The organism is Mesorhizobium sp. LjRoot246 (assembly GCF_964254115.1).
Taxonomy (GTDB): domain Bacteria; phylum Pseudomonadota; class Alphaproteobacteria; order Rhizobiales; family Rhizobiaceae; genus Mesorhizobium.
Genome location: NZ_CAXUSN020000001.1, coordinates 4,622,296 through 4,637,310 on the forward strand (window position 1 = coordinate 4,622,296; position 15,015 = coordinate 4,637,310).

Annotated in this window: 16 protein-coding genes; 9 read left to right on the top strand and 7 right to left on the bottom strand. The window is 63.0% G+C overall.

Annotated elements, in window-relative coordinates; genetic code table 11:
- Positions 1–249 precede the first annotated feature (249 nt).
- From ACSQ3L_RS22675 to hutI, 5 genes are all read right to left on the bottom strand, one after another.
- Entirely contained in the window at positions 250–837 is a 588-nt protein-coding gene (locus tag ACSQ3L_RS22675) for a HutD/Ves family protein (protein ID WP_436161934.1), read from the bottom strand.
- A gap of 6 nt (positions 838–843) precedes the next feature.
- On the bottom strand, positions 844–2,514 hold the full coding sequence (hutU, locus tag ACSQ3L_RS22680) for a urocanate hydratase (protein ID WP_436161935.1): 1,671 nt from the start codon (positions 2,512–2,514) through the stop codon (positions 844–846).
- 27 nt (positions 2,515–2,541) lie between these two features.
- Positions 2,542–3,360: an N-formylglutamate deformylase gene (gene hutG, locus ACSQ3L_RS22685; protein WP_436161936.1), complete on the bottom strand. Its 819-nt coding sequence runs from the start codon at positions 3,358–3,360 to the stop codon at positions 2,542–2,544.
- Positions 3,361–3,580: 220 nt separating this feature from the next.
- Entirely contained in the window at positions 3,581–5,116 is a 1,536-nt protein-coding gene (gene hutH / locus ACSQ3L_RS22690; RefSeq protein ID WP_436161937.1) for a histidine ammonia-lyase, read from the bottom strand.
- A complete protein-coding gene (gene hutI / locus ACSQ3L_RS22695; RefSeq protein ID WP_436161938.1) occupies positions 5,113–6,348 on the bottom strand; it encodes an imidazolonepropionase in 1,236 nt (411 codons plus the stop codon). Before hutI ends, hutH begins: the two co-directional genes overlap by 4 nt.
- 98 nt (positions 6,349–6,446) lie before the next feature.
- Here hutI and ACSQ3L_RS22700 point away from each other — a divergent pair, with 98 nt between their 5' ends.
- Together ACSQ3L_RS22700 and hutC are read left to right on the top strand one after the other, a co-directional pair.
- Complete coding sequence (locus tag ACSQ3L_RS22700) at positions 6,447–7,799, top strand: formimidoylglutamate deiminase (RefSeq protein WP_436161939.1); 1,353 nt, start codon at positions 6,447–6,449, stop codon at positions 7,797–7,799.
- On the top strand, positions 7,796–8,536 hold the full coding sequence (gene hutC, locus ACSQ3L_RS22705) for a histidine utilization repressor (protein WP_436161940.1): 741 nt from the start codon (positions 7,796–7,798) through the stop codon (positions 8,534–8,536). The genes ACSQ3L_RS22700 and hutC overlap by 4 nt, the downstream gene beginning before the upstream one ends.
- 126 nt (positions 8,537–8,662) lie before the next feature.
- Here hutC and ACSQ3L_RS22710 read toward each other — a convergent pair whose 3' ends face one another.
- On the bottom strand, positions 8,663–9,007 hold the full coding sequence (locus ACSQ3L_RS22710) for a RidA family protein (protein ID WP_292188541.1): 345 nt from the start codon (positions 9,005–9,007) through the stop codon (positions 8,663–8,665).
- 240 nt (positions 9,008–9,247) lie between these two features.
- On the opposite strand from ACSQ3L_RS22710, the gene aztA reads away from it, so the two are divergent.
- From aztA to ACSQ3L_RS22730, 4 genes are all read left to right on the top strand, one after another.
- A complete protein-coding gene (gene aztA, locus ACSQ3L_RS22715; protein ID WP_436161941.1) occupies positions 9,248–10,063 on the top strand; it encodes a zinc ABC transporter ATP-binding protein AztA in 816 nt (271 codons plus the stop codon).
- Complete coding sequence (aztB, locus tag ACSQ3L_RS22720; protein ID WP_436161942.1) at positions 10,063–10,938, top strand: zinc ABC transporter permease AztB; 876 nt, start codon at positions 10,063–10,065, stop codon at positions 10,936–10,938. Before aztA ends, aztB begins: the two co-directional genes overlap by 1 nt.
- A 28-nt stretch (positions 10,939–10,966) precedes the next feature.
- Positions 10,967–11,908, top strand: coding sequence for a zinc ABC transporter substrate-binding protein AztC (gene aztC, locus ACSQ3L_RS22725; RefSeq protein WP_436161943.1), 942 nt, complete (start codon positions 10,967–10,969; stop codon positions 11,906–11,908).
- Positions 11,909–12,058: 150 nt separating this feature from the next.
- Positions 12,059–12,397, top strand: coding sequence for a TIGR01244 family sulfur transferase (locus tag ACSQ3L_RS22730; protein WP_436161944.1), 339 nt, complete (start codon positions 12,059–12,061; stop codon positions 12,395–12,397).
- A gap of 218 nt (positions 12,398–12,615) precedes the next feature.
- Here the strand turns inward: ACSQ3L_RS22730 and ACSQ3L_RS22735 are convergent, their stop codons facing one another.
- Positions 12,616–13,083, bottom strand: a complete 468-nt coding sequence (locus ACSQ3L_RS22735) for an Lrp/AsnC family transcriptional regulator (RefSeq protein ID WP_436161945.1) — start codon at positions 13,081–13,083, stop codon at positions 12,616–12,618.
- A 137-nt stretch (positions 13,084–13,220) separates the two neighbouring features.
- Between ACSQ3L_RS22735 and hppD the strand changes: the two genes are divergently transcribed.
- From hppD to ACSQ3L_RS22750, 3 genes are all read left to right on the top strand, one after another.
- Positions 13,221–14,333, top strand: a complete 1,113-nt coding sequence (hppD, locus tag ACSQ3L_RS22740; RefSeq protein ID WP_436161946.1) for a 4-hydroxyphenylpyruvate dioxygenase — start codon at positions 13,221–13,223, stop codon at positions 14,331–14,333.
- A 72-nt stretch (positions 14,334–14,405) separates the two neighbouring features.
- Positions 14,406–14,630 (top strand): type II toxin-antitoxin system Phd/YefM family antitoxin, encoded by a 225-nt coding sequence (locus ACSQ3L_RS22745; RefSeq protein ID WP_023813589.1) that lies wholly within the window; start codon positions 14,406–14,408, stop codon positions 14,628–14,630.
- Complete coding sequence (locus ACSQ3L_RS22750; RefSeq protein WP_436161947.1) at positions 14,627–15,004, top strand: type II toxin-antitoxin system VapC family toxin; 378 nt, start codon at positions 14,627–14,629, stop codon at positions 15,002–15,004. The genes ACSQ3L_RS22745 and ACSQ3L_RS22750 overlap by 4 nt, the downstream gene beginning before the upstream one ends.
- Positions 15,005–15,015 lie beyond the last annotated feature (11 nt).

Sequence of the window (15,015 nt, forward strand, 5' to 3'; positions counted from 1 at the left end):
GCACTGAGCGGCGTCACCGCCACGGCAATGGCCCTAAAACCGATTCAAATGCAATTGGTTGCATAAACCCCACTTGCCGAAAGTTTGTTTCCGCACCACGACAGGGCGTCATCTCTCAGCAAAACTCAAAGACAAACGCCCCTCTTCCCGCCAGGCTCGATCGACGGGGAGGATTCAGGCTTTTTCGTGATGCCGCCAGCAGCTTACGCTATATTTCGCAAGCACCGCGATCATGTTTGGAAACAAGCGTTAATCGTTGCCGGAGATGCCATCGATCCGGATCACGAATAGCGTCGCCTCAGGGGCGGGCTGGACAAGCAAGCTGGTTCTCTCCGGACCGGACAGCAGCGTGTCGAGCGGTCCGAGGCGAACCGGCTCGGCGGCGCGCACAGTGACTTCGCCGTTCATGCACAGGATGAGGGTTGTGCCGGCTTCAGTCCGGATTTCCACAGGGGTCGAAATCGACAGGCGTTCAACGGAGTGCGCAGTCCGGCCACGGCGGGTCATGACATTGAGATCGGTGATCGGTCCACCAATCAGCGTGGCCGTGGTCGGCACGTCGGCCGGGAAGGAAAACAGGTCGGTCACCCTGTTTATGGATGCCGGTGGGTAGCCGGCAATATCGAGGACGATGCCCTCGCCCCCGAGCACCGCAAGCGTGCGATCGATGCCGGCGAATTGCGAAAACGGGCCGCTCAATTCGACGCGCGCCATCGAGACGCGCCAGTCGAAGTCGTCGAGCCCGGCACCAGCGGGCGAGACGGCGATTTCCGTCGTTACCCCGCCGCCGTTCTTCCACGGCATGGATTTGTAATCGGCCGCCCGCAAGACGCGCATGATCCGTTATCCGAGAATACCGGGCAGGTTGAGCTGGTGCTCCTTGGCGCACTCGATGGCGACGTCGTAGCCTGCATCGGCGTGGCGCATGACACCGGTCGCCGGGTCGTTCCACAACACCCGCTCCAGGCGCCTTGCTGCGTCCCGCGTACCGTCAGCGACGATGACCATGCCGGCATGCTGCGAAAAACCCATGCCGACGCCGCCGCCATGGTGCAGCGACACCCAGGTGGCGCCCGACGCCGTGTTGAGCAGCGCGTTGAGCAGCGGCCAGTCGGACACCGCGTCCGAGCCGTCCTTCATGGATTCCGTTTCGCGGTTCGGCGAGGCGACCGAGCCGGAATCGAGGTGATCGCGGCCGATGACGACAGGCGCCTTCAGCTCACCCTTGGCCACCATCTCGTTGAAAGCGAGGCCAAGCCTGTGGCGATCGCCGAGGCCGACCCAGCAGATACGCGCCGGCAACCCTTGAAAGGCGATGCGCTCGCGCGCCATGTCGAGCCAGTTGTGCAGGTGGGCGTTGCCGGGCGTCAGTTCGCGCACCTTGGCGTCGGTCTTGTAGATATCCTCGGGATCGCCCGACAGGGCTGCCCAGCGGAAGGGGCCAATGCCGCGGCAGAACAACGGACGGATATAGGCAGGCACGAATCCGGGAAAGGCGAAGGCGTTCTCGAACCCCTCCTCCTTGGCCACCTGGCGAATGTTGTTGCCGTAATCGAGTGTCGGCACGCCGGCGTTCCAGAACGCCACCATCGCCTCGACATGTTCGCGCATGGAAGCGCGTGCCGCCTTCTCGACCGCCTTGGGGTCGCTGACGCGCTTCTCGCGCCACTCAGCCATCGTCCAGCCCTTCGGCAAATAGCCGTTGATGGGATCATGCGCCGAGGTCTGGTCCGTCACCATGTCGGGGCGAATGCCACGCCTGAACATTTCCGGGACGATGTCGGCCGTATTGCCAAGCAGGCCGACCGACTTCGCCTCGCCGGCCTTGGTCCAGCGCTCGATCATCGCCATCGCCTCATCGAGCGTCTCGGCCTTCTCGTCGACATAACGGGTGCGCAGGCGGAAATCGATCGAATCCGGGTTGCATTCGATCGCCAGGCAGCAGGCGCCGGCCATGACGGCGGCCAGCGGCTGGGCGCCGCCCATGCCGCCGAGCCCGCCGGTCAGGATCCATTTTCCCTGGAGATTGCCACCATAATGCTGCCGGCCGGCCTCGACGAAGGTCTCGTAGGTGCCCTGCACGATGCCTTGCGTGCCGATGTAAATCCATGAGCCGGCCGTCATCTGGCCGTACATCATCAGGCCCTTCTTATCGAGCTCGTTGAATTTTTCCCAATTCGCCCAGTGCGGCACCAGGTTGGAGTTGGCGATCAGCACGCGTGGCGCGTCGGGATGGGTGCGGAACACGCCGACCGGTTTGCCCGACTGCACCAGCAAAGTCTCGTCATCGGCCAGCGTCCTCAACGAGGCGACGATGCGGTCAAAGTCGTTCCAGGTACGCGCCGCCCGGCCGATGCCGCCATAGACGACCAATTCGTTTGGGTTTTCGGCAACGTCCGGGTCGAGATTGTTCATCAGCATGCGCAGCGGCGCTTCCGTCAGCCAGGAGCGGGCGCTGATCTCGGTGCCGCGCGGGCTGCGGACTTCGCGGATGTTGTGGCGAGGATTGTTCATGTCGTCACTCCATAAAAGGATCTGATGTCAGCTCTGCGCCCAGGTGATCGTGGCCTCGAGGATTTTCCGCAGCGTGGCGCGGATCGCTGCTGCAAACTCGGCGTCGTAGGGAACCGGCCAATTGTCGGGCGCGCCCTTGCCATCGGGCTCGCGCATGTAGCCGCGGTTGGAGAGTTCCATCTGCAGTGCATGAACACCCTGTTGCGGCTGGCCGAAATGACGCGTGATCCAGCCGCCCTTGAAGCGACCGTTGACGACGAAAGTCTCGCCGGTTTCGGCCATGATCTGGCCGACCACCGCCTGCAACGTCGGATCGGCGCTTTTGCCGTCATTGGTGCCGAGATTGAACACCGGCAGCGTGCCTTCAAACAGGCGCGGCAGCACCGAACGGATCGAGTGGCAATCATAGAGGACGATCTTTTCGTGCAACCCGCGCAAGCGGCCGATCTCGGCCTGCAAGGCGGCATGGTAGGGCACGAAGAATTTTTCGCGGCGCTCGTCGATCTCCGATGGCCCCGGCTCTTCCCCCTCCCGATACAGCGGATCGCCATCGAAGGTCTCGGTCGGGCAAAGGCCCGTCGTCGCCTGTCCGGGGTAGAGAGAAGCCCCTGACGGATCACGGTTGACGTCGATGACGGTGCGCGAGATCGCGGTGTGCACGACAGTCGCACCGAGACTGTCGGCGAAATCATAGAGCTTTTCGATCCACCAGTCGCAATCGCGGCGACCGAGCCAAGGTGACACCAGCCGGTTCTCCAGGCCGGCGAGATCGATTCCGGTATGCGGAATCGACACTAGCAGGGGCGCAGTGCCTTGGGTGATGGTGAGCCAGGAGGGTGAAGTCATGAAAAATCTCCCCGCGCTGGCGTTCTACGGCGCCCCCCTCTGTCCTGCCGGACATCTCCCCCTCTTGGGGGGAGATCGGATGTCACGCCGGCTTTCGCCAATCGCCCATGTTGCAGGATTGAACAGGGCGCCAAAGCTGCCAATCTCCCCCCTTGAGGGGGAAATGTCCGGCAGGACAGAGGGCGGCGCGACAGAACGCGGCCTATGGCTGCATTCAATGTCATGACGCGATTCCCGGCAGCACCACCGTGCCCGTCGCCTTCACCGCCGCTCCACTGCGCACCATGGCGATGGCCTTTTCCATATCGGGGTGGAAATGCCGGTCATTATCGAGATGCGGCACTTCGGCCCGGACCAGCTTGCGCACGGCCTCGAGTGCCGCGCTCGACGCCAGCGGCGCATGGAAATCGCAGCCTTGGGCCGCAGCCAGCAGTTCGATGCCGATCACCGCGGTCGCGTTCTCGACCATGCCGATCAGCCGCCGCGCACCGTGGGCTGCCATCGAAACATGGTCTTCCTGGTTCGCCGATGTCGGGATCGAATCGACACTGGCCGGATAGGCCTTCTGTTTGTTCTCTGAGACAAGCGCCGCCGCCGTCACCTGCGGGATCATGAAGCCGGAGTTCAGGCCGGGCTTTGGCGTCAGGAAGGCCGGCATGCCCGACAGCGCGGGATCGACCAGCATGGCAATGCGGCGTTCCGACAGCGATCCGATCTCGCAGACGGCAAGCGCGATCATGTCGGCGGCGAAGGCCACCGGCTCGGCGTGGAAATTGCCGCCGGAAAGTGCGGTGTCATCCTCGGCGAAGATCAGCGGATTGTCGGTGACGCCATTGGCCTCGGCGCCCAGTGTATCCGCTGCCTGGCGCAGCACGGTGAGTGCCGCACCCATGACCTGCGGCTGGCAGCGCAGGCAATAGGGATCCTGCACGCGCTCGTCGCCGACCCGGTGCGATTCACGGATGGCGCTGCCGGCCATCAAATTGCGCAGCGCGTCCGCCGTCTCGATCTGGCCGCGATGCTTTCTCAGCGCATGGATGCGCGGATCGAAGGGGGCGTCCGAGCCTTTTGCCGCGTCGGTCGACAAGGCGCCCGCGACCAGCGCCGACTGGTAGAGCACTTCGGCCTCGAACAAAGCAGCCAGCGCATAGGCCGTCGAAAACTGCGTGCCGTTGAGCAGCGCCAGGCCCTCCTTGGCGCCCAATGTCACCGGCTCCAGGCCGTGCGAGACAAAGGCGACCTTGGCCGGGAAACGGCCATGCGGCGTAAAACATTCGCCAACGCCGATCATCACCGCCGTCATGTGCGACAGCGGGGCAAGGTCACCGGAGGCGCCGACCGAGCCTTGTGCCGGCACCACCGGGATAACGTCGTTGGCCAGCATCGCTTCGAGCAGTTCGATGGTTTGCGGCCGCACACCGGAGGCACCCTGCGCCAGGCTGGCGAGTTTCAGCGCCATCATCAGCCGGCAAACGGCTGATGGCATCGGCTCGCCGACGCCGGCGGCGTGCGACAGCACGATGTTGCGCTGCAAGGTCTCGAGATCCCCGGCCGGGATGCGGACACTGGCCAATTTGCCGAAGCCGGTGTTGATGCCATAGACCGGCTCGCCCTTGGCAACGATCCTGGCGACAGCCTCGGCGCTCGCCTTGATTTTCGGCCGGCAGGCATCGTCGAGCTTGGGCACGGCGCCACGGTAGATGGCGCGCCAGTCGGCCAGCGTCGCATTGCCGGGCTTCAGGGTCAGTTCGGTCATTGTCCTCTCCAGATGCGGGCATGCAGCGGGTTGAAGCCCATGCGGTAGACGAGTTCGGCGGGGCGCTCGATGTTCCAGATCGCCAGGTCGGCGGATTTGCCTGATACAAGCGTACCGGTTTCACCCAGCAGGCCAAGCGCGCGGGCGGCCTCGCGGGTGACGCCGGCAAGGCATTCGTCGACGGTCAGGCCAAACAAGGTCGCGGCCATGTTCATGGTCAAAAGCAGCGAGGTCAGCGGCGAGGTGCCGGGATTATTGTCGGTGGCGACGGCCATCTTGACGCCGTGCCGGCGAAACAGGCCGATCGGCGGTTTCTTGGTTTCGCGAATGAAATAGTAGGCGCCGGGCAGGATCGTCGCCACGGTTCCGGCCTTGGCCATTGCCACCGCACCCGCCTCATCGGTGTATTCGAGATGATCCGCCGACAGCGCCCCATAACGGGCGGCAAGTTCGGCGCCATGCAGGTTGGACAGTTGATCGGCATGAAGCTTGACCGGCAGGCCGGCCGCTTTTGCAGCATCGAAGACGCGCACCATCTGCTCCGGCGAAAAGGCGATGCCCTCGCAAAAACCGTCGACCGCATCGGCCAGCCCCTCGACGGCAACCGATGGAAGAATCTCTTTCGCCACCAGATCGATGAAGGCGTCCTTGTCGCCCTTGGCTTCCGGCGGCAGCGCGTGGGCGCCGAGGAAGGTGGTGCGGATCGTCACCGGCCGCTGGTTGCCCAACTGCCGTGCCGCACGCAGCGACTTTTTCTCGTTTTCGAGGTCGAGGCCATAACCGGACTTGATCTCGACGGTCGTCACGCCTTCGGCGATCAGCGCATCGAGACGCGGCAGCGATTGGGCGACCAGATCGCTCTCGCTGGCGGCCCGCAAGGATTTGACCGAGGAGACAATACCGCCACCGGCCCTGGCGACCTCTTCATAGGTGGCGCCGGCCAGCCGCATCTCGAACTCGTTGGCGCGGTTGCCGGCATGCACCAGATGCGTGTGGCAGTCGATCAGGCCGGGCGTGATCCATCGGCCCTCGCAATCGACCGTCTCGGCCCCCTTGGCAAATGCGGCGGGCATCTCAGATTCGGGACCGGCATAGACAATGCGGCCGTCACGCGCAGCGATCGCGCCGTGTTCGACGACGCCTAGTCCGGCAGAACTTTCGGCCATGGTCGCGAGACGCGCATTGCGCCACAGACGAAGGCCCCCTGCCCGACTTTTGCTCTCTGCGGCCATCATCTTTTCCGTTTCATTCGACGGCGATTATGTATATACATATTGAAACGCACTGCAAGTGCCATCATCGCATGTGAGACAGAGAACCGGAGAGAAAAGTGGCAGCGATCTTCGCGGAACAGGCGCTCCTTCCCACTGGCTGGCACAACAATGTGCGGATCACTTTTGGCAAAGGGCGCATCACGGGCGTCGAGTCTGGAGCCACGGCTGTGGCCGGCGACGAATGTCACGCGATCCTGCTGCCCGGCATGCCCAACCTGCATAGCCACGCCTTCCAGCGCGGCATGGCCGGCCTTGCCGAGCTTCGCGGCCCCTCCGCCGACAGTTTCTGGAGCTGGCGCGAAGTCATGTACCGTTTCGCCCTGTCGATGACGCCAGATCAGGTCGAGGCGGTTGCAGCGCAACTCTATGTCGAGATGCTGGAGGCCGGTTTTTCACGCGTCGGCGAATTTCACTATCTGCATCACGACCGCGATGGGAAACCCTACGCCAACCTCGCCGAAATGGCCGAGCGCATCGCGGCCGCGGCCGGCGAAACGGGTATAGGCCTGACACTGCTGCCGGTGTTTTATGCGCACTCGTCTTTCGGCGGTGCCGCGCCAAACGAAGGCCAGCGGCGATTCATCAACGATGTGAATCGGTTCTCGCGGCTTGTTGAGAAATGCCGGGAAAGCGTTCGCACTTTGAATCAAGCGGTTGTCGGCGTCGCTCCGCACAGTTTGCGCGCCGCGACACCGGAAGAACTGGCTGAAGTGGCCGAGATGGTGCCGGATGGACCAATCCATATCCACATCGCCGAGCAGGTGAAGGAAGTCGAGGATTGCCTCGCCTGGTCAGGCGCGCGGCCGGTGGAGTTTCTGCTTGGCCATGCCAAGGTCGACAAGCGCTGGTGCCTGATCCACGCCACGCATATGACCGATGCGGAAACCGTTGCCATGGCCAAGAGCGGCGCCATCGCCGGCCTTTGCCCGATCACCGAGGCCAATCTTGGTGACGGCACATTTGCCGCGCCGCTGTTCAGGGAACATGGCGGCCGCTTTGGGATCGGCTCCGATTCCAACGTGCTGATCGGCTTGCCCGACGAATTGCGCCAGCTCGAATATTCGCAGCGCCTCGCCCACCGCGCCCGCAATGTGCTGGCGGTGGCCGGCGGCTCGACCGGCCGCGCGCTGTTCGACGCCGCGCTTGACGGCGGCAGAGTCGCGCTTGGCGCCGGCGCCTCGCGGATCGCCATCGGCGCATCCGCCGATCTCGTCTCGCTCGACGCCAAAAATTCTTCGCTGGCCGGCAAGAGCGGCGACGCGATCCTCGACGCCTGGATCTTTGCCAATGGCAGCAAGGTCGACTGCGTCTGGGTGCATGGCCTCAAACAGGTCAGCGGCGGCAGGCATGTCAAGCGCGAGGCCATCGCTGGACGGTTTCGCAGCGTCATGACGGCGCTTTCAGCATGAGCATTGTCGAGACCGCGGATGCGGAAGCTGGCGGCTCGCTGCACCAGCGCATCCTCTCCGACATAAGCGAAAAGATCCTGTCCGGCGCCTGGGCGCCCGGCCACCGCATCCCGTTCGAGCACGAACTGAGCGTGCAATACAATTGCTCGCGCATGACGGTGAACAAGGCGCTGTCGCAACTGGCCAAGGCCGGGCTGATCGAACGCCGTCGGCGTTCGGGCAGCTTTGTGCGCCGGCCGCAGTCGCAAGCGGCGGTGCTGGAGATCCACGACATCCGCATTGAAGTCGAGGCGCTCGGCCTACCCTATCGCTACGAGCGCGTGGCACGGCACAAAAGGCGCAGCAGCGCCGGGGACCGGGCCTCGCTGGAACTCGCCAGCCCCGGTCCGGTGCTGGCGCTGGAGTGCGGTCATTTTGCCGGCGAGCGGCCGTTCGCGCATGAACAGCGGCTGATCAACCTGGCCGCCGTGCCTGATGCAGCCGAAGAGGAATTCCTGGCCATCGCACCAGGGCCGTGGCTGATCGGCCGCGTGCCGTGGAGCGAAGCCGAGCACCGCATTCGCGCTGTCGCCGCCGACCGGCATATCGCGACGGCTTTGGAGATCGCAGCCGGCGCGCCGTGCCTGGTGGTCGAGCGGCGGACATGGAGCGCCGATCACCCGGTCACCCATGTGCGCTTTACCTACGCGGCCGAGAGCCACACGCTGGTGGCAAGGTTCAGGCCGTCACAGGGGTAGTCTTTCTTCACCCTCCCCCTTGTGGGGAGGGTCGGCGAGCCGGCATTGCGAAGCAATGGTGGCGAGACGCGCTGCGCCCACCCGCTGCTTCGCGGCGACCCTCCCCACAAGGGGGAGGGTAAGAGCTCAGATCGCCGCCGTAATAATAATCTCGACCAGATATTCCGGTCCGGCGAGCTTTGCTTCGCCGGTGGCGCGGGCTGGCGTGTTGCCTTGCGACACCCACTTGTCCCACTCCGCGTTCATCTCGGCAAAGGTGCTCATATCGGCCAGCCAGATGATCGCCTGCAGGATCTTTGTCTTGTCGGAGCCGGCCTTGGCCAGCAGTTCGTCGACAGCCGCCAGGATATCCCTGGTCTGCGAAGCGACGTTGCCGCCGGGTTGACCGACCTGACCAGCCAGGTAAACCGTGTTGCCATGGATGACGACCTGGCTCATGCGTGGGCCAACATCGATGCGACGAATGCTCATTGGATGGTTCCTTCCTGTGGCGGTTGCGCTTCTTTAGAGTCGCAGCCGGCTTCGGGCAAGGTCGCCCAATCAAATCCCTTGGCGAATCCCCTTGGGCCAACGACGTATGACATCCACACACAGCAAGTTGACCCGGCAGCCGCAATTCCGCCAGATTGGCTTGTTGACTAATGTAATAACATCACATATCCAATCGGCCGCCGCCAGCAGCCGGATTTCGCCGCCCCCACGGATCGCAGAATGACAAATACCTGCCTGACATTCCGCGACCTGACGCTTGGCTACGGCAGCCATCCGGCGATCCATCATCTCGACGGCACCATCCGCAAGGGCTCGCTGACGGCTGTCGTCGGCGCCAATGGCTCCGGCAAATCGACGCTGATGAAAGGTATTGTCGGCGTCCTGAAGCCGATGGCCGGCGAGGTTATCCGTGCGCCTGGCGTGCGCGCCGCCTATCTGCCGCAGCAATCGGAACTCGACCGCTCCTTTCCGGCACGCGTGGTCGATCTGGTTTCGCTCGGCCTGTGGCCACGACGCGGCCTGCTTGGCCGCTACACCAGGGAAGATCGCGATGACGTCGGCAAGGCGCTGATGGCGGTTGGCCTCGGCGGCTTCGAGAAGCGCCCGATCGACACGCTGTCGGGCGGCCAGTTGCAGCGCACGCTGTTTGCTCGCGTCCTGCTGCAGGACGCCGACCTCATCCTGCTCGACGAGCCGTTCAACGCCGTCGACGCCAAGACGGTCGGCGACCTGATCGCGCTGATCAAGCACTGGCATGGCGAGGAACGCACCATCATGGTTGTCGTCCACGATCTGGACCTTGTGCGGCAGAATTTCCCCGAAACGCTGCTTCTGGCTCGCCAACCGATCGCCTGGGGCGAAACCAGGGAAACGCTGAAACCGGAAAATCTGCTGCGCGCCCGCCGCTTCCACGAGGCCTGGGAAGAAAATGCGCCCTGGTGTGAACCAGACGAGCACGCCCATGGCCATGATCACCATGGCCTTGATCACGACCACCATGACCATCAACATGGCATCGGACCGAGGGCTGCCTGATGGACGCGCTTTACGGTCTTTTGATCGCGCCCTTCGCCGATTTCGGCTTCATGCAGCGGGCGTTGATCGGTTCGCTGATGCTGTCGCTCGGCGCCTGCCCGATCGGCGTCTTCCTGATGCTACGGCGCATGAGCCTGTCGGGCGACGCCATGGCGCATGCCATCCTGCCCGGTGCCGCCGCCGGCTTCCTGTTCTATGGGCTGGAGATCCTGCCGATGACCATCGGCGGCCTGATCGCCGGCGTCATCGTCGCGCTCGGCGCCGGTGCCGTCTCGCGCTTCACCATCCAGCGCGAGGACGCCTCAATGGCGGCGTTCTATCTGATTTCGCTCGCTATCGGCGTGCTGATGGTGTCGATCCGCGGTTCCAGCGTCGATCTCATGCACGTGCTGTTCGGCACCGTGCTGGCGCTCAACGATGAAGCGCTGACGCTGATCGGCGGCATCGTCGCGGTGACGCTGGTCAGCCTTGCCATCTTCTGGCGGGCGCTGGTGGCCGAATGCCTCGACCCGCTGTTCCTGCGCTCGGTCAGCCGGCTTGGCAGCCCAGTGCACTTCATCTTCCTCGGCCTCGTCGTGCTCAACCTCGTCGGCGGCTTCCAGGCACTCGGCACGCTTCTGTCGGTCGGGCTGATGATGCTGCCGGCCGCCGCTGCCCGCTTCTGGACGGTGCGCGTCGAGCCGATGTGCGTTTTGGCGGTGCTGATCGGCTTTGCCTCCTGCGTCGCCGGGCTGCTGTTGTCCTATCACGCGTCGCTGCCGTCCGGCCCGGCCATCATCCTGTCGGCCGGCGTTGTCTATTTCGCCTCGATCCTGTTTGGCACGCGCGGCATCCTGCGCGCGCGCATCATCCATCACCGTCACAGAACGGCCTGATCCCCCGCCCCTAGAAGGAGACCCGCCTATGCTGAAATCGATCCGCTCCGCCCTGGTTATGAGCGTTATAACATTAACTGCATTTGGCGCATCGTCGGCCTTCGCGGCACCGCTGAAAGTGGTCGCCAGCTTCACCGTCATTGCCGATTTCGCCAAAAACGTCGGCGGCGATCGTATCGACATCACCACCATTGTCGGACCTGACGGCGACGCCCATGTCTACGAGCCGAGCCCGGCCGACGCGGTGGCCATGGCCAAGGCCGATATCGTGCTCGTCAACGGCCTGCATTTCGAAGGGTTTCTGCAGCGGCTGGTCGATGCCAGTGCCACCAAGGCGTCCATCATCACCTTGACCAAGGGCGTGACGCCGATCGATTTCAAGCCTGAATTCGCCGATGCCGATGCAGCCGAAGGTGCCGGCACCGGCGGCGGCAAGACGGTCACCGATCCGCACGCCTTCCAGTCTATCGCCAATGCCAGGATTTATGTGAAGAACATCGCCGATGCTTTTTGCGCGGCGGATGCGGACGGCTGCGTCAGCTACCAGACCAATGCCGCCGCCTACACAAAGAAGCTCGACGCGGTCGAGGGTGAAGTGAAAACGGCGATCGCCTCTATCCCTGAAGCGAAGCGCGTCGTCATCACCTCGCATGACGCCTTCGGCTATTTCGAACACGCATACGGCCTGACCTTCCTCGCTCCGCAGGGCATCTCCACCGATTCCGAGCCATCCGCCGCCGATGTCGCAAAGCTGGTCGAGCAGGTGAAGCAGGACAAGGCAGCGGCGATCTTCGTCGAGAACATCACCAACCCACGCCTGATTGAGCAGATCGCCAGCGAAACCGGCATCAAGGTCGGCGGCACGCTCTATTCGGACGCGCTCTCGCAGCCCGACGGCCCGGCCGCGACCTATATCGACATGATGCACAACAACATCCGTCAGATCAAAGGCGCCATTCTCGGCAGCTGAGTTTGAAGGGACATCCAGCCGGTCCGTATCGGCCCGGTTGGATTTTCTGGCGCGCGATGTCTATTTGGCAGAGAATTCCTTCGGTGCGGATTGCCGGCCATCTCGGGGAGTGGCAAGACTGCCGCCTGACAAGTTTGCGAGGACACTGCCATGGAATACCGCGAAATCAGCGAGGACTATTCGGTCTCGGGCCAGATCCAGCCGGAAGACGTCACCGCCATCAAGGAAGCCGGCTTCAAGAGCGTGATCTGCAACCGGCCCGATGACGAACAGCCCGGCCAGCCTTCGGCCGACACCGTCAAGGCGGCGGTCGAAGCCGCGGGCCTCGCCTTCCGCTACATTCCGGTGATCAGCGGCCAGATCACCGCCGAGAATGTCGAGGATCAGGCCGAGGCATTGGACGAGCTCGACGGGCCGGTCTTCGCCTATTGCCGCTCCGGCGCGCGCTGCACCAACCTTTACGGGCTGATCCAGCAATCGAAGGGGTGAGACACATCCCGCACGGTGGCGTTCCTTAGCGCCCCCCTCTGGCCTGCCGGCCATCTCCCCCTCAAGGGGGGAGATCAGCGGCGGCAGCGCCGCCACCTCCTTTTCAACTTCGGTGATTGGCGAAGAAGAACGTGACAGCCAATCTCCCCACTTGAGGGGGAGATGTCCGGCAGGACAGAGGGGGGCGCTGTCCCTCCAGCATATCGGGCGAAATCCGCTTAAATCGGCAGCGCGCTGGTCTCCTTCAGCGTCTCAAGCACGATTGCCGTCTTCACGTGCTGCACGGATTCGTGCGGAAGGAGCACGTTATTGACGAATTCCGACAGCGACTTCAGGTCGGGCGTTACGACTTTCAGGATGTAGTCCATCTCACCGGTCAGCGCGTGGGCCTCCTGCACCTCGGGCAGCCGCGCCACCAGCTCGCCGAAGCGCCTGGCATTGTCGCGGTTGTGGGTGGCTAGCGTCACCGAGATGACGTTGACCAAGGAAAAACCAAGCTTGTCGCGGTCGAGAACGGCGCGATAGCCCTTGATAAAGCCGTCCTCCTCCAACCGCTGGCGGCGGCGCGAGCATTGCGACGCTGATAGGTTCACGCGCTCCGAAAGGTCGTTGTTGGTCAGCCGCGCGTCGCCTTGCAACAGCGCCATTATCTTGCGGTCAAACTGATCAATGCGCGTCTCATCCATGGTTTTTCCAAATAGCATGCATATTTCTCGCATGAGATGATCATTTAAAGCGTTTGAATGCAAGCACCGTGCAGCGGCTCCGCGCTATGATGACGCCAGGTGGCTTTTCAGGCCAAATCAGCTTTCGGAGGAATGCCATGGGTCCCTTTCCGCACGACGCCCCGCCCGCCAAGATCAGCAAGAACAACCCCGCCGGCACCGATGGGTTCGAGTTCGTCGAATTCGCGCATCCGGAGCCGCAAAAGCTGGCCGAATTGTTCACCCGCATGGGCTATGTCGAGGTGGCCAGGCACCGCACGAAAGACATCACCGTCTGGCGCCAGGGCGACATCAACTATGTCGTCAATGCAGAACCCGGCTCGCATGCGATGAAGTTCGTCGACAAGCACGGCCCTTGTGCCGCCTCGATGGCCTGGCGGGTGGTTGACGCCAAGCATGCTTTCGACCACGCGGTTGCCAAGGGCGCCACGCCTTACGAAGGCGCCGACAAGGCGCTCGACGTGCCGGCGATCGTCGGCATCGGCGGCTCGCTGCTCTATTTCATCGAGACCTACGGCAAGAAGGGCTCGGCCTATGATGCCGAGTTCGAGTGGCTGGGTGCACGCGACCCGCGGCCGGAAGGCGTCGGCTTCTACTATCTCGATCACCTGACCCACAATGTCTATCGCGGCCAGATGGACAAATGGTGGGATTTCTACCGCAATCTGTTCGGCTTCAAGCAGATCCATTTCTTCGACATCGACGGCAAGATCACCGGCCTGGTCAGCCGCGCCATCACCTCGCCCTGCGGCAAGATCCGCATTCCGCTGAACGAGTCCAAGGACGAGACCAGCCAGATCGCCGAGTACCTGAAGAAGTACAATGGCGAGGGCATCCAGCACATCGCTGTCGGCACCGACGAAATCTACGAGGCCACCGACAAGCTCGCCGCCAACGGGCTAAAGTTCATGCCCGGCCCGCCGGAAACCTATTACGATATGTCCTATCACCGCGTGAATGGCCATGACGAGCCGATCGAGCGGATGAAGAAGCACGGCATCCTGATCGACGGCGAAGGCGTCGTCGACGGCGGCACGACCAAGATCCTGCTGCAGATCTTTTCGAAGACCGTGATCGGGCCGATCTTCTTCGAGTTCATCCAGAGGAAGGGCGACGAAGGTTTTGGCGAAGGCAATTTCCGCGCGCTGTTCGAATCGATCGAGCAGGACCAGATCAAGCGCGGGGTGATCAAGGTTCAGGCGGCGGAGTAAGCCGACCCCGAACCGAACTTCTTGCGTCACGATCAATTATGACCTAAATTATGGTCACAAAGGATCGAGTCCATGAATGTTTCCATCGCCGAGGCCAAGGCCAAATTGTCGGAACTCGTCAGCCGAGCGGAAGCCGGCGAGGAGATCGTTCTGACACGCCACGGCAAGGTGGCCGCGCGCATCGTACCGCCGGCAGCGGCCGAACCCCTGCCGCGTATCGGCGCCTTGAAAGGCAAGATCTGGATTGCGGACGATTTTGATGAACTCGGTCCTGAGTGGGACGAGTACGTGAAATGACTGTCGGCCCGTTTCTCGCCGACACCCACATCATCCTCTGGTCGATTTCGGACGATCGACGTCTCAGCGAGCACCACCGTGCTATTCTGGCCTCGGAAGCGGTGGTGTTCGCGAGCGCGGCAAGCGTTTGGGAAATTGCCATCAAACGTTCGATCGGGAAACTCAACGCGCCGGACGATCTGCCGACGCTGCTTCCAAGGATGCAATTTCAGCCTCTCGCCGTAACCTTACAACATGCGAACGCCGTAGCGGGCCTACCCCACCACCATGGTGATCCGTTCGACAGACTGCTGATTGCACAGGCGCAAGTAGAGAACCTGACCATATTGACATCCGACCCGCATTTCTCCCGTTACGGTGTCGCTCTGATATGATCGGCGAAAGC